This is a genomic window from Miltoncostaea marina (assembly GCF_018141525.1).
Taxonomy (GTDB): Bacteria; Actinomycetota; Thermoleophilia; order Miltoncostaeales; family Miltoncostaeaceae; genus Miltoncostaea; species Miltoncostaea marina.
On record NZ_CP064655.1, the window covers coordinates 757731 to 777738 of the forward strand.

22 protein-coding genes are annotated in these 20008 nt (G+C 76.5%); 6 read left to right on the forward strand and 16 right to left on the reverse strand.

From position 1 onward, the window contains the following. Positions 1-14 precede the first annotated feature (14 nt). Complete coding sequence (locus tag ITJ85_RS03705) at positions 15-896, forward strand: serine/threonine-protein kinase (RefSeq protein ID WP_217915011.1); 882 nt, start codon at positions 15-17, stop codon at positions 894-896. Positions 897-919: 23 nt separating this feature from the next. Continuing rightward, the gene (locus tag ITJ85_RS03710) at positions 920-1687 is read left to right on the forward strand and encodes a hypothetical protein (protein WP_217915012.1); all 768 of its coding nucleotides are present in this window, start codon (positions 920-922) and stop codon (positions 1685-1687) included. A gap of 45 nt (positions 1688-1732) precedes the next feature. On the opposite strand, the gene ITJ85_RS03715 is transcribed toward ITJ85_RS03710, so the two are convergent. Then, the gene (locus ITJ85_RS03715) at positions 1733-2071 is read right to left on the reverse strand and encodes a hypothetical protein (protein ID WP_217915013.1); all 339 of its coding nucleotides are present in this window, start codon (positions 2069-2071) and stop codon (positions 1733-1735) included. Between the two features lie 88 nt (positions 2072-2159). Continuing rightward, positions 2160-2600, reverse strand: coding sequence for a hypothetical protein (locus tag ITJ85_RS03720; RefSeq protein ID WP_217915014.1), 441 nt, complete (start codon positions 2598-2600; stop codon positions 2160-2162). Between the two features lie 110 nt (positions 2601-2710). Between ITJ85_RS03720 and ITJ85_RS03725 the strand changes: the two genes are divergently transcribed. Further along, complete coding sequence (locus tag ITJ85_RS03725) at positions 2711-3889, forward strand: aminopeptidase (protein ID WP_343232994.1); 1179 nt, start codon at positions 2711-2713, stop codon at positions 3887-3889. A gap of 21 nt (positions 3890-3910) precedes the next feature. Here ITJ85_RS03725 and ITJ85_RS03730 read toward each other — a convergent pair whose 3' ends face one another. Continuing rightward, on the reverse strand, positions 3911-4123 hold the full coding sequence (locus ITJ85_RS03730) for a hypothetical protein (RefSeq protein ID WP_217915016.1): 213 nt from the start codon (positions 4121-4123) through the stop codon (positions 3911-3913). Next, the gene (locus ITJ85_RS03735; protein WP_217915017.1) at positions 4120-5052 is read right to left on the reverse strand and encodes a cation diffusion facilitator family transporter; all 933 of its coding nucleotides are present in this window, start codon (positions 5050-5052) and stop codon (positions 4120-4122) included. The genes ITJ85_RS03730 and ITJ85_RS03735 overlap by 4 nt, the downstream gene beginning before the upstream one ends. 268 nt (positions 5053-5320) lie before the next feature. Here ITJ85_RS03735 and ITJ85_RS03740 point away from each other — a divergent pair, with 268 nt between their 5' ends. Further along, entirely contained in the window at positions 5321-5776 is a 456-nt protein-coding gene (locus ITJ85_RS03740) for a hypothetical protein (RefSeq protein ID WP_217915018.1), read from the forward strand. 27 nt (positions 5777-5803) lie between these two features. On the opposite strand, the gene acs is transcribed toward ITJ85_RS03740, so the two are convergent. Next, positions 5804-7768 carry an acetate--CoA ligase gene (acs, locus tag ITJ85_RS03745; protein ID WP_217915019.1) on the reverse strand — a complete coding sequence of 655 codons (1965 nt, stop codon included), beginning with the start codon at positions 7766-7768 and terminating at the stop codon, positions 5804-5806. Positions 7769-7885: 117 nt separating this feature from the next. Here acs and ITJ85_RS03750 point away from each other — a divergent pair, with 117 nt between their 5' ends. Both ITJ85_RS03750 and ITJ85_RS03755 read left to right on the forward strand, forming a co-directional pair. Then, positions 7886-8389, forward strand: coding sequence for a PH domain-containing protein (locus ITJ85_RS03750; RefSeq protein ID WP_217915020.1), 504 nt, complete (start codon positions 7886-7888; stop codon positions 8387-8389). Between the two features lie 100 nt (positions 8390-8489). Further along, positions 8490-8837 carry a hypothetical protein gene (locus ITJ85_RS03755; protein WP_217915021.1) on the forward strand — a complete coding sequence of 116 codons (348 nt, stop codon included), beginning with the start codon at positions 8490-8492 and terminating at the stop codon, positions 8835-8837. Positions 8838-8840: 3 nt separating this feature from the next. Here the strand turns inward: ITJ85_RS03755 and ITJ85_RS03760 are convergent, their stop codons facing one another. Genes ITJ85_RS03760 through hpnH form a run of 11 tightly spaced genes read right to left on the reverse strand, consistent with a single transcriptional unit; the run spans position 8841 to position 19984 of the window. Beyond that, a complete protein-coding gene (locus ITJ85_RS03760; protein ID WP_217915022.1) occupies positions 8841-9026 on the reverse strand; it encodes a hypothetical protein in 186 nt (61 codons plus the stop codon). Further along, positions 9023-10054: a cytochrome d ubiquinol oxidase subunit II gene (locus ITJ85_RS03765; RefSeq protein ID WP_217915023.1), complete on the reverse strand. Its 1032-nt coding sequence runs from the start codon at positions 10052-10054 to the stop codon at positions 9023-9025. The genes ITJ85_RS03760 and ITJ85_RS03765 overlap by 4 nt, the downstream gene beginning before the upstream one ends. Continuing rightward, positions 10051-11454, reverse strand: a complete 1404-nt coding sequence (locus ITJ85_RS03770; protein WP_217915024.1) for a cytochrome ubiquinol oxidase subunit I — start codon at positions 11452-11454, stop codon at positions 10051-10053. The genes ITJ85_RS03765 and ITJ85_RS03770 overlap by 4 nt, the downstream gene beginning before the upstream one ends. A 45-nt stretch (positions 11455-11499) precedes the next feature. After that, a complete protein-coding gene (locus ITJ85_RS03775) occupies positions 11500-12387 on the reverse strand; it encodes a phosphatase PAP2 family protein (RefSeq protein ID WP_217915025.1) in 888 nt (295 codons plus the stop codon). A 46-nt stretch (positions 12388-12433) separates the two neighbouring features. Beyond that, complete coding sequence (gene hpnE / locus ITJ85_RS03780) at positions 12434-13756, reverse strand: hydroxysqualene dehydroxylase HpnE (RefSeq protein ID WP_217915026.1); 1323 nt, start codon at positions 13754-13756, stop codon at positions 12434-12436. Further along, on the reverse strand, positions 13753-14607 hold the full coding sequence (gene hpnD, locus ITJ85_RS03785; protein WP_217915027.1) for a presqualene diphosphate synthase HpnD: 855 nt from the start codon (positions 14605-14607) through the stop codon (positions 13753-13755). The genes hpnE and hpnD overlap by 4 nt, the downstream gene beginning before the upstream one ends. Beyond that, complete coding sequence (gene hpnC / locus ITJ85_RS03790) at positions 14604-15473, reverse strand: squalene synthase HpnC (RefSeq protein WP_217915028.1); 870 nt, start codon at positions 15471-15473, stop codon at positions 14604-14606. Before hpnC ends, hpnD begins: the two co-directional genes overlap by 4 nt. Continuing rightward, positions 15470-17362, reverse strand: coding sequence for a squalene--hopene cyclase (shc, locus tag ITJ85_RS03795; protein WP_217915029.1), 1893 nt, complete (start codon positions 17360-17362; stop codon positions 15470-15472). The genes hpnC and shc overlap by 4 nt, the downstream gene beginning before the upstream one ends. Next, complete coding sequence (gene hpnA / locus ITJ85_RS03800) at positions 17359-18351, reverse strand: hopanoid-associated sugar epimerase (RefSeq protein WP_217915030.1); 993 nt, start codon at positions 18349-18351, stop codon at positions 17359-17361. Before hpnA ends, shc begins: the two co-directional genes overlap by 4 nt. Then, positions 18351-18980 carry a phosphorylase family protein gene (locus tag ITJ85_RS03805; RefSeq protein ID WP_217915031.1) on the reverse strand — a complete coding sequence of 210 codons (630 nt, stop codon included), beginning with the start codon at positions 18978-18980 and terminating at the stop codon, positions 18351-18353. Before ITJ85_RS03805 ends, hpnA begins: the two co-directional genes overlap by 1 nt. Continuing rightward, the gene (gene hpnH, locus ITJ85_RS03810; protein WP_217915032.1) at positions 18977-19984 is read right to left on the reverse strand and encodes an adenosyl-hopene transferase HpnH; all 1008 of its coding nucleotides are present in this window, start codon (positions 19982-19984) and stop codon (positions 18977-18979) included. The genes ITJ85_RS03805 and hpnH overlap by 4 nt, the downstream gene beginning before the upstream one ends. Positions 19985-20008 lie beyond the last annotated feature (24 nt).

Genomic DNA, 20008 nt, shown 5'->3' on the forward strand with positions numbered 1-20008 from the left:
GCGGCGGGGGCGCGGTGAGCGAGGCGGGCTCGTGGGGCTTCGCGGAGGGCGACGAGATCGCGCCCGGCCGCCACGCCGTGCGCCTGCTGGGCGGGGGGACGCGGTTCGAGGCCTACCTCGCCTGGGACGACGCGCTGCTGGCGATGGTCGTGGTGAAGGTGCTGCGCCCCGGGCATGCCGCCCGGCCGGACGCGCTCGAGGGGCTCGCCGCGGAGGTGGAGGCCCTGCGCCGGCTGCAGCACCCGGCGATCGTGCGCTCGTTCGGGCACGCCCTGGTCGGCCGGCGCCCGCACGTTGTGCTCGAGTTCCTCGACGGGCCGCGCCTGTCGACGCTGCTGCGCCGTCACGGCATGGCGATCGAGCAGGCGCTGTCGCTGGGGCTGCAGCTGTGCTCGGCCGTCCACTACATGGGCCGCGCCGGGGTGGTGCACCTCGACATCAAGCCGAGCAACGTGATCATGGGCGCGCCGCCGCGGCTCATCGACCTGAGCGTGGCGCGCACGCTCGACGCCCTCGCCGGGATCCCGGCCGGGGTCGGCACCGACGCCTACATGGCGCCCGAGCAGGCCGACCCGGCGCGCCTGGGCGAGATCGGGCCGGCCAGCGACGTCTGGGGGCTCGGCGCGACCCTCTACGAGGCGCTCTGCGGGCGCCGCGCCGTCCCGCGCCCGCGGGCGGGCGGGCCGCGCCACCCGCAGCTCAGCGTCGCGCCCGAGCCGATCCCCGCCCGCGCCGGCGTGCCGCCGGCGGTTGCCGCGGCGGTGATGGCCTGCATGAGCCCGTCGCCGGCCGATCGCCCGTCCGCGGCCGAGGTCGCGGCCGTGCTGGAGCCCGCCGTGGCCGCGCTGCCCAAGCCGCGCCTCGGGCGCTTCCGGCCCGGCGTGCGGCGCGGGTGAGCGCGCGCTCGTCCGCGCCGCACATGGCGCTGGTCCGTCCGGGGTACGGTGGCTCCACGGCGCACGACGGGGAGGACGTGATGCTGGGACGGACGGCGGTGGCCGGGCTGGGCGCTGCGGTGCTGCTCGGCGCGGGCGGGGCGGGGGCGATGGCGTTCGACGACGCACGTGACGGCCCGATCCCGGCCGACATGCGAAAGCCGGAGGACGACGTCGGCGTCGAGCTGGTCGACGACGACGAGGGCGACGGCGACGGCGACGGCGCCAGGGACGAGATGCAGACCGGCACGGGCACCGGCACGGGCGACGCGGCCACGAGCACGGGCAGCCCGGACACGGCCACGAACTCGGCGACGGAGTCGCGGGCCGGCACGGGCACCGGCAGCCCGGACACCGCCACGAACACCGGCACGACCTCCGGCGGCCGGGCCGCCGCCGGCGGCGTGCGGGTGTCGGCGGGCCAGCTGCTGATCAACCAGCGCATCTCGCAGGCGGCGCTGCGCCGCCTGGCGGTGGTCGAGGCACTGCGGGCGAACCGCCCGCCGCCGCGGGCCCGCGACCGCTCGGACGACGGGCGCCGGGTGACCGTCTCGGCGGCGCAGCTGCGCATCAACCAGCGCATCGCGCAGGCCGCCGTGCGGCGGGCGAACGCGCTCGCGGGGCGTCCGACCCCGCCGCGGGCGTCGTCGGGGCGCATCACGCTCTCGGCGCGCCAGCTGCTGATCAACCAGCGCATCTCGCAGGCGGCCGTGCGGCGCGCCAACGCGCTGCTGGCGGGCGAGCGGCGCTAGCGGAAGGCCGGCGACGGGGCCCCGGCGCGCCGGGGCCCCGGTCGGCTACCGGGTCGGGTCGACCGGCTTCGTCCGCTCGGTGTCCTGGTTGCCGCCCACGTCGGCGCGGGTCTCCAGGTCGGCGTCGGGCTGGCCCGCGGCCGCGGGGTCGTCCTTCGTCGCCCGCATCGTCTGGCGGGTCTCGGGGGTCGGGCCCTGCGTGGTGTCGCGCACGTCGTCGTCGCCGGCCGTCTCGCCGATGGCGCTGTCCCCCTCGGCGAAGTCCCTGCCCTCGACGTGCCCGGCCGGGTGCCGGGTCTCGGGCGTCGGCCCTCGGGAGAGGTCCTCGCCGGACAGGTCCTCGCGCGGGGCGCCGGTCGCCGGGTCGATGTTGTCGTTGTCCATCGGATTCCTCGAATCCTCGGGTGGCAGTGGGCCGCACCTACCCGCACCCGGCCGGCGCGATGCATCGCCCGGGCGCCCGTCGACGCCCTCAGCCCGGCGAGGGCGTGCCCGAGGCGCGCATGCGCGCGATGGCGCGCTCGATGAGGGCGTCGGCCTCGTCCTCGCCGACGCCCGTCGCGGCGGCGACCTCGGAGAGGGTCCGGCGCCGCCCCGGCCGCCCGGCCGCGAGCAGGTCGACGCCGAGCCGCGCCTCCACCGCGGCGCGCTCGGCGGCGGGCAGCAGGCCCAGCCGGTCGCGCTGCAGCGCCAGCTCGGCGACGTTGGAGCAGCCGGTCGCGAGGTGCACGGCGTCCTCCAGCACCGTGACGCGCGCGTGGTCGTCCGCCGAGACGACCGGCGGCGGCGTCTCGGCGGGCGGCGTCTCGGGGGTGGGCCCCGGGTCGGGCGGGCGGGGCGCCGGGGGCGGCTCGGTGCCCGGCGGGCGCTCGGTCACCGGTGCCCCCGCGGCGGGGCGGTGTGGGTCGTGCACGTCGGCCTCCTGGTCGCGTCGACCCCCCGGTACCCCGCGGCGGCGCCGCGCGCACCGGGCGGGTACGATCGCGCGGTGACCGCGGGAGGCCGACGCTGAGCGACCCCAGGATCGCGTCGCTCGCGCACCTGGCGGTGCGGGTGGGCGCCAACGTGCAGCCGGGGCAGGTCGTCTCGGTGAGCGCGCGCCCCGGCCAGGAGGCGCTCGCCCGCGCGATCGCCGACGCCGCCTACCGCGAGGGCGCCCGCTTCGTCGACCTCGCCTGGTTCGACCCGTGGGTCAAGCTCGCCCGCCTGCGCCACGCGCCCGGCGACACGCTGGACTTCGTGCCGCCCTGGTACGGGCAGCGGGCCGTCGGCCTGGGGGAGGCCGGGGCCGCGACGATCGCGCTGGCCGGGCCCACGACCCCCGGCCTCTACGACGACGTCGACCCCGCGCGCGCCGGGCGCGACCGGCTGCCGTCGGTGCGCGAGGGCATCGAGGTGATCATGGCCGCGAAGGTCAACTGGACCGTCGTGCCCTGCCCCAACCCGGAGTGGGCGCGCCTGGTCTTCCCCGGCCTGGAGCCCGGCGCGGCGCTCGAGCGCCTGTGGGAGCAGGTGGCGCACGTCTGCCGGCTCGACGAGCCCGACCCCGCCGCGGCCTGGCGCGCGCGGTCGGCCGAGCTGGAGGCCTCGGCCGCGCGGCTGGACGCGCGCCGGCTGTCGGCCCTGCGCTTCACCGGCCCGGGGACCGACCTCACCGTGGGCCTGCTCCCCGGCTCGCGCTGGGTGGGCGGGGGGGACCGCCGCCGCGACGGGCTGGCGCACCTGCCCAACATCCCCACCGAGGAGGTCTTCACGACGCCCGACCCGGAGCGCACCGAGGGGGTCGTGACCGCCACCCGGCCGCTCGACCTGGGCGGCACGATCGTGGAGGGCCTGCGGGTGCGCTTCAGCGGCGGGCGCGCGGTGGAGATCACGGCCGACGCCGGCGCGGAGGCGCTGCGGGCGCGGGTCGCGGTCGACGAGGGCGGCTCGCGCCTGGGCGAGGTCGCGCTCGTGGACGGCAGCGGGCGGATCGGCCCGCTCGGCACCGTCTTCTACGACACCCTGCTGGACGAGAACGCCACGAGCCACATCGCGCTCGGCGCCGGCTACCCGAAGGGCGCCTCGGACGAGGGCGCGCCGCGGATCAACGACAGCCGCATCCACATCGACTTCATGATCGGCGGGCCGCAGGTCACGGTGCTCGGCGTCGGCCCCGACGGCCGCGAGGCCCCGGTGCTCGAGGGCGGCGCCTGGCGCTGAGCGCGGCCGGCCGGCCCGGGGTCAGGCGGCCTGGCGGCGCCGCTCGTTCTCGACGGCGCGCTCGAAGTAGGCGAGCACGTCGGCCGGGACGGGCCCGGGCGGCGGGTCGAGGTCCATCTCCGCCAGCCGGCGGGGGGACGCGGGGCGCGCGGGCGCCGGGGCGGGGGCGGGCGCCGGTCGGGACACGCGCAGGGTGTCGCCGTCGGCGTGGTCGAGGAAGGTGTGGGTGCTCATGGCCCCGTGGTTCGCCGCCGGTCGCCGGCCTCCTCGGAAACGGGCGTTGCACGCGGCGAGTGGTCCTCCAGGTGGATGAGCACGTCCGTGTCGGGCAGGGCCCGGCGCACCGCCGACTTCACCCGCCCGCTCAGCGCGTGCCCCTCCCGCACGGTGGTCTCGGGCGGGACCACCATGTGCAGGTCGACGTGGCGCTTGCTGCCCGCACGACGGCCGCGCAGCGCGTGGAACGAGACGCCGTCCTCGCCGGCGAAGTCGTCGAGCACGCCGGCGATCGTGGCCAGCTCGTCGTCGGGGAGCGCCCGGTCCATCAGCACCTGGACGGCCCGCCAGGCCAGGCGGCCGCCGACGAACACGACGTAGCCCGCGATCGCCAGCGCGACGATGGCGTCGAGCGGCGTCCAGCCGGTGACGGCGACGAGCGCGAGCCCGAACGCTGCGCCGGCCGAGGTGAACACGTCCGAGCCGATGTGCGCGGCGTCGGCCTCGATGGCCGGCGAGCCGGTGCGGCGGGCCACCCGCCGCAGCCGCGCCGCGACGACCACGTTGACGAGGGCCGAGCCCGCCATCACGGCGATGGCCAGGTCGAGCCGGGCGATGGCCGTGCCGCCCTCCAACAGGCGGCGGACCGCCTCGACCGCCACCGCCGCGCCGGCCGCGAGCACGAGCGCGCCCTCGGCGGCCGCCGCCAGGTTCTCGCTCTTCTCGTGGCCGTAGGGGTGGTCCTCGTCGGCCGGGCGCGCCGCCGCCCGCACGCCGGCGAACGCGATGCCCGACGCCACGAGGTCGCCGGCCGAGTTGGCCGCGTCCGAGAGCACCGCCACCGACCCGGTGAGCAGGCCGATGGCCAGCTTCACGACGGCCTGCACGGCGTTCGACGCCACCGAGAGCAGCGCCGCGGCCCGGTTCTGTCGGTGGCGGTCGTCCATCGGGGGCGGACGGTAGCCCGTTAGCCTGTTGCTACGTCAAGTCGCCGCCGCCGGCGCGGTCCGCCCGCTAGCCGCGGCTAACGGCCGGGAGGACCCGGATGCCGCGCATGCCCCGGGCGCCCGCCGTGCGGGCGCGCATCGACCTGTACGACGCGCACGCCGCCGCGGTGCGCCTGGAGCCCGCGCCGGGCCGCTGGCCGGCGCACGAGCGGGCCGACCGGCTGCGGCTGGGCGCCGCGGCGCGGCCCGGCGCCTGGTGGCGCCGGCGGTGCCGGCCGGGGCCTGGGACGCCTACCGGCGGGCGCTCGCGGCGCTCGCCGCCCGGCTCGCCGCGGCGGAGGCCGGCGCGCTGCCGGGCGACCTGATCCCGCTGGCGCCGTGGGGGCGCGGCGGCGTGGTGTCGGTGGTGCCCTGGCGCGGCGAGGGGCCGGCGCGGGCGGCGGTCGACCTGCTCGCCGCGCGCGCGGGGGTCACGCCGCGCCTGGCCGAGCGGCCGCGCGAGGCGGGTCCGGCGCTGGAGGTGGCGTCGCTGGCCGCCGTCGTGGCGCTGGCCGTCGACGCCCCGGCGGACCGGCTGGCGCTGGCGCTGGCGCTCGAGGGGGTGCTGGCATGGCACCGCGAGTCGGACCGGCGCTCGGCGCCGCGCGACGCGCTGGCCTTCGCCCTGGCGCACGCGGCCGGCCGCCTCGCCGAGGCCGGCCGCCCGGTCCCGCCCGGCCTGTAGCCGCGGGCGGGGCCGGCCGGCGCGGTCCTAGGACCCCTCGCTGGAGCGGGCCGACTCCGCCATGCCCGCGATCTCCTGCACGACCTCCTCGTTGGCGAGCGTCGTCACGTCGCCGAGCTGCCGGTTCTCGGAGATGTCACGCAGCAGCCGCCGCATGATCTTGCCCGAGCGGGTCTTCGGCAGGTCGTCGGTCAGCACGATCGACTTCGGCCGGGCGATGGCACCGATCTTCGTGGCGACGTGCTGGCGCAGCTCGGCGATGATCGACTCGTCGCCGGTGGCGTGGCCCTTCAGGGTGACGAAGGCGGCGATCGCCTGGCCGGTGGTGGCGTCGGCGCGGCCCACCACCGCCGCCTCGGCCACCAGCGGGTGGTCGACCAGCGCGCTCTCGATCTCGATCGTCGACAGGCGGTGGCCCGAGACGTTCATCACGTCGTCGATGCGCCCGAGCAGCCAGTAGTCGCCGTCGTCGTCGCGGCGGGCGCCGTCGCCGGCCAGGTACATGCCCTCGTACGTGCTCCAGTACGTGTCGACGTAGCGCTCGTCGTCGCCGTAGAGGGTCCGCAGCATCGCCGGCCACGGCCTGCGCAGCACGAGGTAGCCGCCCTGGCCCAGCGGCACGCTCTCGCCGCGGGCGTCGACCACGTCGGCAGTGATGCCGGGCAGCGGCCGGGTGGCGGAGCCGGGCTTGAGGGTGGTCACGCCCGGCAGCGGCGAGATCATGATCTGGCCGGTCTCGGTCTGCCACCAGGTGTCGACCACCGGCACCCGCTCGCCGCCGATGTGGGTGCGGTACCAGATCCAGGCCTCGGGGTTGATCGGCTCGCCCACCGTGCCGAGCAGGCGGATGGACGAGAGGTCGTGGCGCTCGGGGTACTCGGTGCCCCACTTCATGAAGCTGCGGATGGCGGTGGGCGCGCAGTAGAGGATCGTGACGCCGTACCTGGCCACGATGCTCCACCAGCGGTCCTTGTCGGGGGTGCTCGGCGCGCCCTCGTAGAGCACGCTGGTCGCCCCGTTGGCGAGCGGCCCGTAGACGATGTACGAGTGCCCGGTGACCCAGCCGACGTCGGCGGCGCACCAGTAGACGTCGTCGTCCTTCAGGTCGAAGCACCAGCGGTGGGTCGCGGCCACGCCGGTCAGGTAGCCGCCGGTGGTGTGCAGGATGCCCTTGGGCTTCCCGGTGCTGCCGCTCGTGTAGAGGATGTAGAGCGGGTCCTCGGCCGCCATGCGCTCCGGGTCGCACTCGGCCGGCTGGTCGGCCACGAGCTCGTGGTACCAGACGTCGCGCCCCTCGCTCCAGGCGATCTCGCTCTCGGTGCGCCGCACCACGACGCTCGTGTGCACGTCGGGGCACGACTCCAGGGCCGCGTCGGCGTTCCGCTTCAGGGGGATCACCTTGCCGGCGCGCCAGCTGCCGTCGGCGGTGATGAGCGCGGTGCAGCCGCAGTCGATGATGCGGTCGCGCAGGCTGTCGGGCGAGAAGCCGCCGAAGACCACCGTGTGCGGCGCGCCGATGCGGGCGCAGGCGAGGATGGCCACGACGGCCTCGGGCACCATGCCCAGGTAGATCGCCACCCGGTCGCCCTTGCCGATCCCGCGGGCGCGCAGGCCGTTGGCCAGGCGGCAGACCCGCTCGTGGAGGTCGCGGTACGTGATGTCCAGGCGCTCGCCCGGCTCGCCCTCCCAATGGAACGCCACCCGGTCGCCGCGCGCCGCCAGGTGGCGGTCGAGGCAGTTGACGCTCGCGTTGAGCACGCCGTCGGTGAACCACTTGAAGAACGGCGGGTTCGCGGCGTCGCAGGCGACCGTCGGCGGCGTGTACCAGTCGAGGATCTCGCGCGCCTGCTCGAGCCAGAACGCCTCGGGGTCGGCCGCGGCCCGGTCGTAGAGCTCGGCCGTCGCGACGGCGCTCGCGGCGAAGTCGTCCGGCGGCGGGAACCGGCGGTCCTCGGACTCCAGGGACCTGATCGTCGGGCCGTCACTGCTCATGGCGTGCGCTCCTCCCGGGTGTCGGGCTCGTCCTGTGAGAGCCGGGGGACATCGTAACGCCCGCCACGATCGGCGCCCGCCCCGCGGTCCGTCGGCGCGCGCGGTTAGGTTTCCCGCATGGAGCTGCTGCCCGGCGAGACGATCCTCTGGCAGGGCCGCCCGTCGTGGCGCGCCCACCTGAGCCACTTCCTCGTGTGGATCCCGCTCGCGCTGCTGCCCGTGATCATCGCCGGCATCGTGCGCGCCAACGACGCGGGCACCGGGCTGCCCTACTGGCAGTGGCTCGCCATCTCGCTGCTGCTGGTGGCGGGCGTGGTGGTCTACGACGGCCTGCGGCGCTACGCGACACTCTACGTGGTCACCACGGAGCGGCTGCGGGTGCGCACCGGCATCCTCAGCCGCCGCGAGAAGACGGCGGCCTTCGGGCGGGTGCAGAACGTCAACGTCTCGCAGAGCCTCATGGACCGCCTGCTGCGCGTCGGCACGGTCGAGTTCGACACCGCCGGCTCCGACGTGTCCGACAGCGGCTTCGACTACGCGGGCATCGCCGACCCGCACGGGCTGGTGCGCATCGTGGCCCACCATTCGCGCGTGGGGGACGAGCCCACGGTGGGCCTCTGATCCAGGTGACCGGGGTCCTCATGTCGACCCCGACGCGGCCGAAGAGGGGGGCGACATCAACCCGCCGGCACCCGCGACCGGCGCCTCCCAGGAGACCCGCGTGACCCCGCCGACCGCCGCCCTGCCGAGCCTCCCCGCGCCGGCGCCCGTCGCCCCGCGCCGTCGCAGCCGGGCCAAGCCGAAGCCCCCCCGCCCGCGCGTCGTGGTGATGTCCGAGCTCCGCGGCCTCGGCGGCCTCGTGCTGGAGCAGGCCCTGCTCGACCGCGACGCCGAGCCCCAGGTGAGCCTCGTCGTGTGGGCCAACCGCCTCGCCGCCGAGCTGGACGTGGAGGGGGCGGGGAGCCCCCCGACCTACCGCGAGCTGATGCAGCGCATCGTGCTGATCCACCGCCGCGCCCTCGCCGACCCCGAGCGCCCGATGGTGGCGCTGCCGCCCGCGCCCAGGTAGCGCTCAGCCGTCGGATCCCGGGCCGCCGAGGTCGTCCGGGTTCGCGACGGCCAGCGTGCCGAGGCCGATGAACGCGGCGAGGAGCACCACGCCGGCGACGCGCGCAACCGCGTGATCGACCACGATCAGCAGGGCCGCGCCCGCCGCCAGGCACGCCAGCGCCGCGCCCATGATGGCCCTGGGCGTCACGGCAGCGGCGCCCCCGATCCCGGCGCGGGGTCCTTGTCCAGCCGCCCGCGCAGCACGAGCCGGAAGAGGTAGGCGAGCGAGGGCACCAGCACGAGCGCCCCGATCCCGCTCGACACCAGCACGGCGAGGAGCGTCGGCCGCCCCGCGGCCGCCTCATCGATCGTCAGCTCGCCGGGGAGCAGCGCGGGCGACTGGGCCACGGCCCAGCCCCAGAGCACCGCGGCCACGGCCAGGGCGCCGGTCACGCGCGCGAGCCCCAGCAGGCGCCGCCACACCAGCACGAGGGTCGCCACGCCGGCCGCTCCGGACAGCACGACGATCGGAAGCGCCTCCTCCACGAGCCCGTCGTAGAGCGGGCGTGCGTCCTCGCGGACCACCGCCAGGCCGCCCAGCGCGAGCGCGCCCGCCGCAACGCCCGAGGCGAGGGCGCGGGCGCGGAAGGCCTCGACGAGCTCGGCGCGCCCCGTGCGACGGGCGTCGGCGGCCAGGTAGACGGCCGCCAGGTGGGCACCGGTCGCCACCGCGACCGCCCCCGCCAGGACGGAGGTGGGGTTCCACCAGCTCGCCACGGCGTCGCCCGCCGCGTTGCCGACCGGCACCCGCCCCGAGGCGATCGCGCCGAGGGCGGCCGCGAGGAAGAACGGCGTCAGCAGCGATGAGGTGGCGAACAGGGCGCCGTACCAGCGGCGCGCGCGCGGGCCGCCGCCGACGCCGCGCGTGGCGAAGGCGGCGCCGCGGAGGATGATCCCCACGGCCGCCAGGAAGAGCGGCACGTAGAGCGTCGAGGCGACCGAGCCGAACGCCACCGGGAACGCCGTCCAGGTCACCACCAGCACGAAGATCAGCCAGACGTGGTTGGCCTCCCAGACTGGGCCCATGGAGCTCTCCACGAGCCGGTGCACCTCCCGGCGGCGACGTCGTCCGGCCGTCAGCTCCCACAGCCCCGTGCCGAAGTCGGCGCCGCCGAGCACCGCGTAGGCCGTGAGGCCGAGCATCACGAGCACGGCGCACGCGTCGGCCAGGCTCACGCCGGCCTCCGCGGCAGGGTCGACGCGCCCTCGACCTCCTCGTCGAGCGGCGCACGTGCCACCCGGCGCAGCATCCAGACCGCCACCGCCGACAGCGCCGCGTACACCGCGGCGACAAACCCGTACCCGACGGGGATGCCGTCCGCGGCGGTCACCGCCTCCTCCACCCGCATGACGCGGTAGACGATCCACGGCTGGCGGCCGACCTCGGTGACGATCCAGCCGCAGATCAGCGCGACGACGGCCGCCGGGCCGGCGAGGACGGCCGCCCGGTGGAACCACGGCGAGGCCGGCGGCCCGCGCCGCCGCCACCACGCGACGACGAACAGCACGCCCAGCAGCGCGAGCGCGGACCCGATGCCGACCATCGCCTGGAAGGCCAGCCGCACCACGTTGACGGGCGGCCGCTCGTCCGGCGGCACGCTGTCGAGACCGGCGACGACCGCGTCGGGATCGTGGGCGGCGAGCAGCGAGAGCATGCGCGGCAGCTCGATGCCGCCGATCACCTCGCCGTCGCGGTACCAGCCGCCGAGGTGCAGCGAGGCGCCCGCCTGGGTCGAGCCGAGGCCCTCGAACGCGGCCAGCTTGACCGGCTGGGTCTCGCCCACCTGGCGGGCCGCCCAGTCGCCGACCACCACCTGGGCGGGGCTCGCGAGCGCGGCGACGGTGAACGGCACGAGGAACGCCACCCGGTGGTAGCGGTCGCGCCGCCCGCGCAGCAGACCCCACGCGTAGACCCCGGCGACGCAGAAGCCGGCGACCATGTAGCCCGCCAGCAGCATGTGCACCAGCTCGTGCCAGACGTGGTCGTTCAGCAGCGCGTCCACCGGGCGGACGTCGGTCACCCGGCCGTCCTCGAGGCTGAAGCCGGTCGGGGCGTTCATCCAGCCGTTGACCATGAGCACGAACATCGACCCGGTGACGCCGGCGATCGCGACCGGGATCCCGGTGAGGAAGTGCACCCAAGCCGGCAGACGGTCCCACCCGTAGACGTAGATCGCGATGAAGATCGCCTCCACGAAGAACGAGAAGCCCTCGAGCGCGAAGCCGAGCCCGAAGACGTCGCCGAACGTCGCCATGAACTCGGGCCACAGCATTCCGAGCTCGAACGAGAGGATCGTCCCGGAGACCACGCCGACGGCGAACAGGACCAGCATCGCCTTGGACCAGCGCTTGGCGATGACGCGGTAGAGGGGGTCGCCCGTGCGCAGGTGGAGCGCCTCCATGAAGAGCACGATCGCCGGGAACGCCACCCCGAAGCACACGATGACGATGTGCCATCCCAGCGAGAGCGCCTGCATCTGGCGCGCCTGGAACAGGTGCTCCTGCTCCGGCGCGCCGCCCAGCGCCCCCGACGCCTGCAGCGCGAGGCCGGCGAGCGAGGCGATGAGGTCGGTCACGTGCGGGTCCTCCCGGCCGCGGGCCCCTATCGTACCTCAGCGAGCCTAGGGCGGCGCGGGCCCGGGGTCAGCGGGCCGGATGTCACCCGCCCGGCGGCCGCCGCGCACCAGCCAGGCCGCGATCGCCGCCGCGGGCAGCACCACGGCCAGGCCGCCGGCGATGTCGAGGATCCAGTGGTTGCCGGTGACCACGATCGAGATCGCGATCAGCACCGGGTAGAGCAGCCCCAGCAGGCGGGTCGGCCACCAGGGGGTGAGCGCCCACAGCGCCCAGCCCACCACGACGGCCAGCCCCACGTGCAGGCTCGGCATCGCCGCGACCGGGTTGTAGAAGGCCTGGATGAAGTCGGACTCGAGGTCGACCGGCGTCTGGGCGCTCACCGTGTCGGCCAGCGGGTCGGCCATCAGCCGGGGCGGCGCGACCGGCTGCACCGCGTACCAGACCAGCCCCGCGCACCAGGCGATGAGCGCCATGCCGCGCAGCGCCGCGTAGGCGCGGCGCGCGAACAGGAAGACCAGGATCAGCGTGAGCGGCAGGGCGACGATCTGGCTCACGAGGTAGAGCGCGCTCCAGAAGGGCATCGCCAGCCCGTGGTCGACGAAGAACCGCTGCAGGGCCGGCTCCCAGTGGACGCCGAGCGAGCGCTCCAGCTCGACGAGCCCGTCCGCGTTGGCGCGCCCCTCGTCGAGCGTTCCGCCCCACAGGCCCCGCACGGCGTTGTAGAGGCCGTAGGCCCCGGCCATGATCAGCGCCTCGCGGCGCCCGTCGCCCACCGTGGCGGCCGCGCGGCGCAGGCGCGCGAGGCCCGCCGCGAGACGGCGGGCGACCGCGCGCCCGCCGCGTCCCAGCTCGCCCGCCAGCGCCATCAGCGCGGCCACGAGCCCGCCGCCCCACGGGCGGCGGGGGAGCCCCTCATCCGATGACTGCGCCACGCGTCACCACCACGGTCCCCGCCGGACCGGGCGACCGTAACATCCGTCACATGGCGGGGGCAGCCACCAGGTGGCGCGCCGCCAGGATGCCGCTGCGCACCGCGCCCTCCATCGTCGCCGGCCAGCCGGTGGCGGTCCACGCGCCGGCCAGGGCGACGCGGGCGAGCGCCGTCGCGGTGCCGGGCCGGCGGGCGGCCTGGCCGGGCCCCTGCGCGAAGGTGGCGCGCGGCTCCTTGACCACGGCGCTCGCCACCAGCTCCGCCCGCCGGCTGGCCGGCAGCACGTGGTCGAGCTCGGCGCGCAGCTCGGCGGCGAGGCGCTCGCGCGGCACGCCGACCTCCCGCCGGGCGCCGGACATGGAGACGGCCACGTGGTGCTCGCCCTCGCGGGCGACGGCGCCCATCGCGCTGCGGTTGAAGATCCACTGGGCGGGGCCGTCGACGACGGCGGTGAACGGCTCGTCCATGACCGGGCGGTCGTACCAGAGGTGCACGTTGACGATCGGCGAGGCGCCGAGAGCGGGGTCGGCGGGGAGCGCCTCCGGCGCGGCCGCGCGGGCCCGCTCCGGGGGCAGCGCCAGCACGACGCCGTCGGCCGGCAGGCGCTCGCCGTCGCGCAGGGCGACGCCGTCGCCGTCGGCGCGCTCCACGGCGCGCCCGGTCAGCACGCGCCCGCCGCGGGCCTCGAGGAACGCCCGTGCGGCGGGGTCGACCAGGCGGGTGAGGCCGACGCGCGACCAGCCGATCGCCGAGCCGCGGGTCGAGCGCAGCACGCCGCGCTGGAAGACGAAGGCGGCGAGCGCCGCCGAGACCCGGTCGCTGCGGTCGTTGCAGGTCGGCAGCACGATGAGGTCCCAGAAGCGGGCGATGGCGCGCTCGCCCTGGCCGTGGTCGCGCAGCCAGTCGGCGAAGGTGCGCTCGTCGAGGCGGTCGGTCGGCCCCGGCGGCAGGGCGGTGAGCACGGCGAGCGCGCGCAGCGCGGCGGCCTTCTCGCGCGCCGACAGGTGCGGGTAGGCGGCGAACGAGGCGCCCAGGTGCAGCGGCGGCGGCAGCGGGGCGGCGGCGAGCACGCCGCGCCGGCCGTCGCGGTCGCGCACCGGCGCGCGCAGGCGGGGCTGCAGGGTCGTCCTGCCGAGCGTGCCGAGCAGCCGCAGCAGCCCGATGTACGCCGGGCAGCAGCCCAGGTAGACGTGCTGGCCGTTGTCCACTTCGCGCCCGCTGGCGGGGTCGGTGAAGCTGAACGCGCGCCCGCCGAGGAAGGGCCGGCGCTCGACCAGGGTCACCTCGGCGCCGCGCAGCGCGGCCTCGCAGGCGGCGGCGACGCCCGCCAGCCCGCCGCCGCACACGACGATGCGCGGGCGGGCGCTCACGTCAGCGCGCGGGCGCTCCTGCGCGCCAGCAGGGTCGCCTTGCGCGCCGGCGACAGCGCGACCCGGGGGCCGAAGACGTCGTACTGGCGGGCCTCGATCTCGCGCAGGATCTCGCGGTAGAGCCCGGAGAGCATCGCCACGCACATGCGGGCGCGCCGGTCGAGCAGCGGCAGCAGGCGCTCGCCGCCTGCGATGTGCTCGTGCGCGCGCGCCGCCTGGGCGGCCATCAGGGCGCGGAAGCCCGGCGTCACGACCCCCCGGGCCAGCTGCCCGGCGTCCACGCCGTGGGCCCGCATCTCGTCGGCCGGCAGGTAGACGCGCCCGCGCGCGGCGTCCTCGGCCACGTCGCGCATGATGTTGACCACCTGCAGGCCCACCCCGAGCTCCTCGGCGTGGGCGGGCGCGCGGGGGTCGTCGAAGCCGAAGACGTGGAGGCTCACCAGCCCCACCGCGCCCGCCACGCGGTCGCAGTAGCCGCGCAGGGCGGCCCAGTCGGGGTAGCTCGTGACCGTCAGGTCCATCTCGACGCCGTCGAGCAGCGCGTCGAGGTGGCGGCGCGGGATGGCGAAGCGGCGGATGGTGTCGGCGAGCGCCACGAGCACCGGGTCGTCGGGCGGCGGCGTCCCCGCCACGCAGGCGTCGAGCTGCCCGCGCATGGCGTCGACGGCCGCGCGCCGTGCGCCCGGGTCGCGGCCGTCGTCGACGCTGTCGTCGGCCCGCCGGCTGAACGCGTACGCGGCGTAGATCCCCGCCCGCCGCTCCGGCGGCAGCAGGATGAAGCCGTAGTAGAAGTTGCGCGCCTCGGAGCGGGCGACCGCCCGGCAGTGGCCGTAGGCCTCCTCGAGCGTCATGCCCCGCGCAGCGCGCGCCGCGCCGCGCCGGCCGCGATGCGCGCGCGCCCCAGCCGGCCGGGCGCCGGGCGGCCGCGCAGCGTGTCGAAGCCCTGCCGGGCGATCGCGTCGCACAGGGCGAGGCCGCCGGCGGTGAACATCCGGATGTCGAGCGACACGCGCGCCGGCACCAGGCGGTGCAGGCCCGCGCCGGCCCGCAGGTGGCCGCGCGCGCGCTCGACCTCGCTCGCCACCAGCGCCCGCACCGCCGGCGTCGCGGCGGCGCGGCGCAGGTCGTCCTCGGTCACGCCGAAGGCCGCCATCGCCGCCCGGGGCAGGTAGACGCGGTCGCGCTCGCGCAGGTCGCGGGCGATGTCCTGCCAGAAGTTGACCAGCTGCAGCCCGACGCAGGTGTGGTCGCTCATCGCCACCCGCCAACGGTCGCGGTAGCCGAGCACCCCGAGCACCATCTCGCCGACCGGGGTCGCCGAGTGGCGGCAGTAGTCGAGCAGCTCCTCGTGGGTGTCCCAGCGCGAGCGGCGCTGATCCATGCGGTTGGCCTCGATCAGGCGGGTGAAGGGGTCGAGCGCCAGCCCCCGCCGCTCGATGACGTCCGCGACCGCGCGGGCCAGCGGGCCCGCCGCGCCGCCGCCGGCGGCGCGGCGCAGCTCGTCCTCCCAGCGGTCGAGCGCGACCAGCCGCTCCCCCGGGCCGTCCGGGCCCTCGTCGCCGAGGTCGTCCGTGGCGCGGCAGAACGCGTAGACCGTCGCCATGTCGTCGCGCACGTCGCGCGGCGCGAGCAGGAAGGCGACCGGGAAGTTCTCGTCGTGCGCGCGCACGGCCTCCCGCCCGGGGTGCCGGGCCGCCTGCGGGCGGACGGCGCTCACCCGGCCAGCCGCCCCAGCGCGCTGACCGGGAAGACCTGCCGGTAGAGGTGGTACCGGATCATGAAGTCGGACGGGAAGCCGGTGCCGGTGAAGTGCTCCTCGTCCCAGGAGCCGTCGTCGTTCTGGGTCTCGGCGAGGAACGCCAGGCCGCGGTCGACGGCGGGGTGGTCCGGCTCGGCGGCGTGCAGCGCGAGCAGCGCCCAGGCGGTCTGCGAGGCCGTCGAGGGGCCGCGCGCGATCCAGTCGGGGTCGGCGTAGCTCTCGATGCGCTCGCCCCAGCCGCCGTCGTCGTTCTGGTGCCCGGCGAGGAACGCCACGGCGCGCCGCACCGCCGGGCAGCTCATGTCCTCGCCGGCCGCCGCGAGGGCGGGCAGCACGGCGCCGGTGCCGTAGAGGTGGTTGACCCCCCAGCGCCCCCACCAGGAGCCGTCGGGCCGCTGCGAGCGCCAGAGGAACGCCACGCCGCGGCGCACCGCCGGGTGCGAGCGCGGCACGCCGCAGTGCACGAGCGCCTCGACCACGTGCGCGGTGACGTCCTCGGTGGGCGGATCGATGACCTCGCCGAAGTCGCACAGCGGCAGCTGGCGCATGATCGCGTGGTCGTTGTCGACGTCGAACGCGCCCCAGCCGCCGTTGCGGCTCTGCATCGCCAGCAGCCAGTCGACGCCGCGCCGCACGGCCGGGTGGGAGGCGGGCAGCCCCGAGCGGCGCAGCGCGATCAGCACCTCGGCCGTGTCGTCGGTGTCGGGGTACCACTCGTTCTCGAACTCGAACGACCAGCCGCCGGCCCGCCCGCGCCGCGGGATGGCGCGCCAGTCGCCGATGCGGGTGACCTCCTTCGAGAGCAGCCAGTCGCAGGCGGCCCGCAGGGCCGGGTCGTCCTGCGCGACGCCGGCGTCCTCGAGCGCCACCGCGGCGAGCGCGGTGTCCCAGATCGGCGACAGGCACGCCTGGATGCGCAGCCGCTCGCCGTCGTCGGGGTGCAGCGAGAAGGTGTCGTCGAAGCCGTGCAGGGCGCGCGCGATGACCGGGTGGTCCAGCGGGTACCCCAGCGCGTGCAGGGCGAAGATCGAGTAGATCCACGGCGGCTGGATGCCGCCCCAGGAGCCGTCCGCCTCCTGGCGCTCACAGATCCAGCGCGCGATGCGCCGCTCGGCGAGGCGGCGCAGCGGCCGGACGGGCCGGCGGTTGTAGGCGGCGGCGAGGCCCATCAGGCGGGTCAGGATCGGCGTCCAGCGCCCGGGCGTGCGCGGCCCCGGCATCGGCCCGGCGCCGGGCTCCTCGAGGAAGAGCTCGTCCAGGCCGACGGCCTGTGGGTACGTGGGGCGACGCGACAGCACCACCATCAGGGCCACGAACGTGCCGCGCGCCCAGCAGGCGAAGCGGTAGGGCGACAGCGGCGCGCGGGGCGGCAGCAGGATCATCTCGGGCGGCAGCACCGGGATGCGGTCCCAGGGGTAGCGGCCCATCACGGCCAGCCAGAGCTTGGTGAAGAAGCGCGCCCGGTTGACGCCGCCGAGCGCCCGGGCGACCTCCCGCGCGCGCGCCATGCGCGGGTCGTCGGCCGGCACGCCGCACAGCCGCAGGGCGTAGTAGGCCTCCACGGTGGTGGAGAGGTCGGCCGGGCCCTCGTGCCAGACGCGCCAGGCGCCGTCCTCCCCCTGCGTGGCCAGCAGCTCGTTGGCCAGGCGCCGGCGCAGGTCGTCGGTGGCGAGCCCCAGCGCGTGCAGCATCATCGTGTGCTCGGCGGTGATGGTCGCGTTGGACTCGAGCTCGGCCCACCAGTACCCGGCGTCGTGCTGCTGGGAGCGCAGGCGCTCCACGCCGCGCCGCAGCGCGTCGCGCGCGGCCTCCCGCGCGCCGGGGTCGTGTGCCGCCCGGGTCGTCACGCCGCCACCTCCCGCGTCCTGAACCACGCGATCGCGTCCGCGAGCGCGTCCCGCACCGGCGAGCGCGGCGCGCCGAGCTCGCGCACGGCGCGCGAGGGGTCGACGAACATGCGCTTGCGCGACATGAGCGCGCCGTCGAGCGGCGCGAGGGGCTCGCGTCCCATGATCCGGCCCTCCACCAGCTCGTCCGCCGCGGCCACGGCGACGGCCAGCGCGTGGGGGATGCGCACGCGCGGCGGACGTCGGCCGGCGAGCGCCGCGAGCAGGTGCAGGATCTCGCGGAGGGTCATGTTCTCGTTGCCGAGGATGTAGCGCCGGCCGCTGCGCCCGCGCTCGAGGGCGAGCAGGTGGCCGGCGGCCACGTCGCGCACGTCGACCAGGTTGAGCCCCGTGTCGACGTAGGCGGGCATGCGGCCGGCCAGAGCGTCGGTGACGATGCGGCCGGTGGGCGTGGGGACGTGGTCGCCGGGGCCCACCGGGGCGGTCGGGTTGACGACCACCACGTGCTGACCCTCGGCGGCCGCCTCCAGCGCCAGCCGCTCCGAGGCGACCTTCGAGCGCTTGTAGGCGCCGATCACGATGGCCGGGTCGAGCGGGGTCTCCTCGTCGCCCGGCGTGCCGTCGGCCGGCAGGCCGATCGTCGCCACCGACGAGGTGTGCACGAGCGGCACGCCCTCCTCCCGCGCGGCCCGCAGCACGTTGGCGGTGCCCTCGACGTTGGTCCGCGCCACCTCGGCCGCCCGCGAGCGCGCCAGCGAGTAGCGGGCCGCGACGTGGAAGACGGCGTCCACGCCGCCGGCCGCCGCGCGGACGGCGGCCGGGTCGAGCAGGTCGCCGACCGCCGGCTCGCAGCCGGCCGGCAGGCGCCCCGACGCCACGCTCTCGGGTCGCACGAGCGCACGCACGCGCCAGCCCTCGCCCAGCAGGTGCGCGGCGACGTGGCCGCCGACGAACCCGGTGGCCCCGGTCACGAGCGCCAGCCGGCTCATCACAGCGCCTCGACCAGCCGCTCCACGCCCGCCCGCAGTGAGCCGCCGGCGGTGCGCGCCGCCGGGCCCAGGCGCACGAGCGCCGGGATCTCGCGCGGGTGCAGGGCGAAGTGCACCAGCCCGGCGCCAGGGGTGAGCCGCCCCGCGGCGTCGACCACGCGGTCCATGTCGGGCAGCCGGTGGCGGGTCTCGTCGGTCACCGCCCGCAAGGCGAGGAACGGCGTCCCCCGCCCGGCGGCCTCGCGCGCGATCGCCGCGCTCTCCATGTCGACGGCCAGCCCGTCCAGGCGGGCCCGGTCCCGCGGCGTGCGCGCGAGCCGCCGGGCGCTGACGATCGTGCCGCGCCGCCCGGGGGCCGCCGCCAGCAGCCGCCCGTCGGCGGGGAAGCGCTCGCCGGAGGCCTCGTCGAGCACCTCCTCGCCGGCGACGAGGTCGCCCACGCGCAGGGTCGGGTCGAGCGCGCCGCAGAACCCGGCCGACAGGATCGCCCGCAGGCCCCCGGGCAGGGCGGCCGCCGCGCGGCCGGCGGCCGCGGCGCCCATCCCGGAGAGGTGCAGGGAGAGGTCCGGCCCGGCGAGGCCCGCGAGGGCCCGCCGTTCCGCGGGGACGGCGCAGACCACCGCGATCACGCCCTGGCCAGCGTCACCAGGTCGCGGGGCTTCGAGAACGCGTCGAGGATCGTGCTCGCCTCGTAGCCGCAGTGCATCAGGCAGTTCGCGCAGCGCGGGTCGCGGTCCGTGCCGTACGCGTCCCAGTCCGTCTCCTCGTACAGCTCCTTGAGGCTGCCCACGTGCTTGTCGGCCAGCAGGTAGCAGGGGCTGCGCCAGCCCTCGACGGTGTACGTCGGCATCGCCCACGCCGTGCAGCGGTAGTCGCGCTTGCCCTGCAGGAACTCGTGGAAGAGCGGGTTGTTGTAGAAGGGGATGTCCATGTCGTCGCAGAGCTCGTGCACGCGCGAGTAGAGCTCCTGCGACTCCCGCTTGGCGAGGAACTGCTCGCGGTCGTGGGTGACCGACTCGTAGTCGAAGCCCGGCGCGGTGATGCAGCCCTCGACGCCCATCTCCTTGAGGAAGGCGAACAGCTCCACGTACTCCTCGGCGGGGACGCCGCGGTAGATCGTGGTGTTGGTGCACACGCGGTAGCCCAGCTCGATGGCCTCGCGCATGTAGCCGGTCGCCTTGTCGAACACGCCGTCGCGGTCGACCGCGCGGTCGTGCACCTCGCGCATGCCGTCCAGGTGCACCACGAAGGCGAACCTGGTGCTCGGCGGGATGCGGCCGAACGCCCGGTTCATGAGCAGCCCGTTGGTGCACATGTAGACGAAGCGGCCCTGCGCGGTGATGCCGTTGACGATCTCGTCGATCTGCTTGTGGATCATCGGCTCGCCGCCGGGGATGTTCACGATCGGCGCGCCGGCCTCCTCGGCCACCCGCAGGCACTCCTCGACCGGCATGCGCTTGTCGAAGACGTGCTCGTACTCGCGGATGCGCCCGCACCCGTGGCAGGCCAGGTTGCAGATCTCGAGCGGCTCGAGCATCAACGTCACGGGGAAGCGGGCCTCGCGCTTGATGAGGCGCTTCTTGATCAGGTACGTCGCCATACCGATCTCGAGTGCGCGTGGACGATTGGGCACCGTGACGCTCCTAGTGCGCGCGTG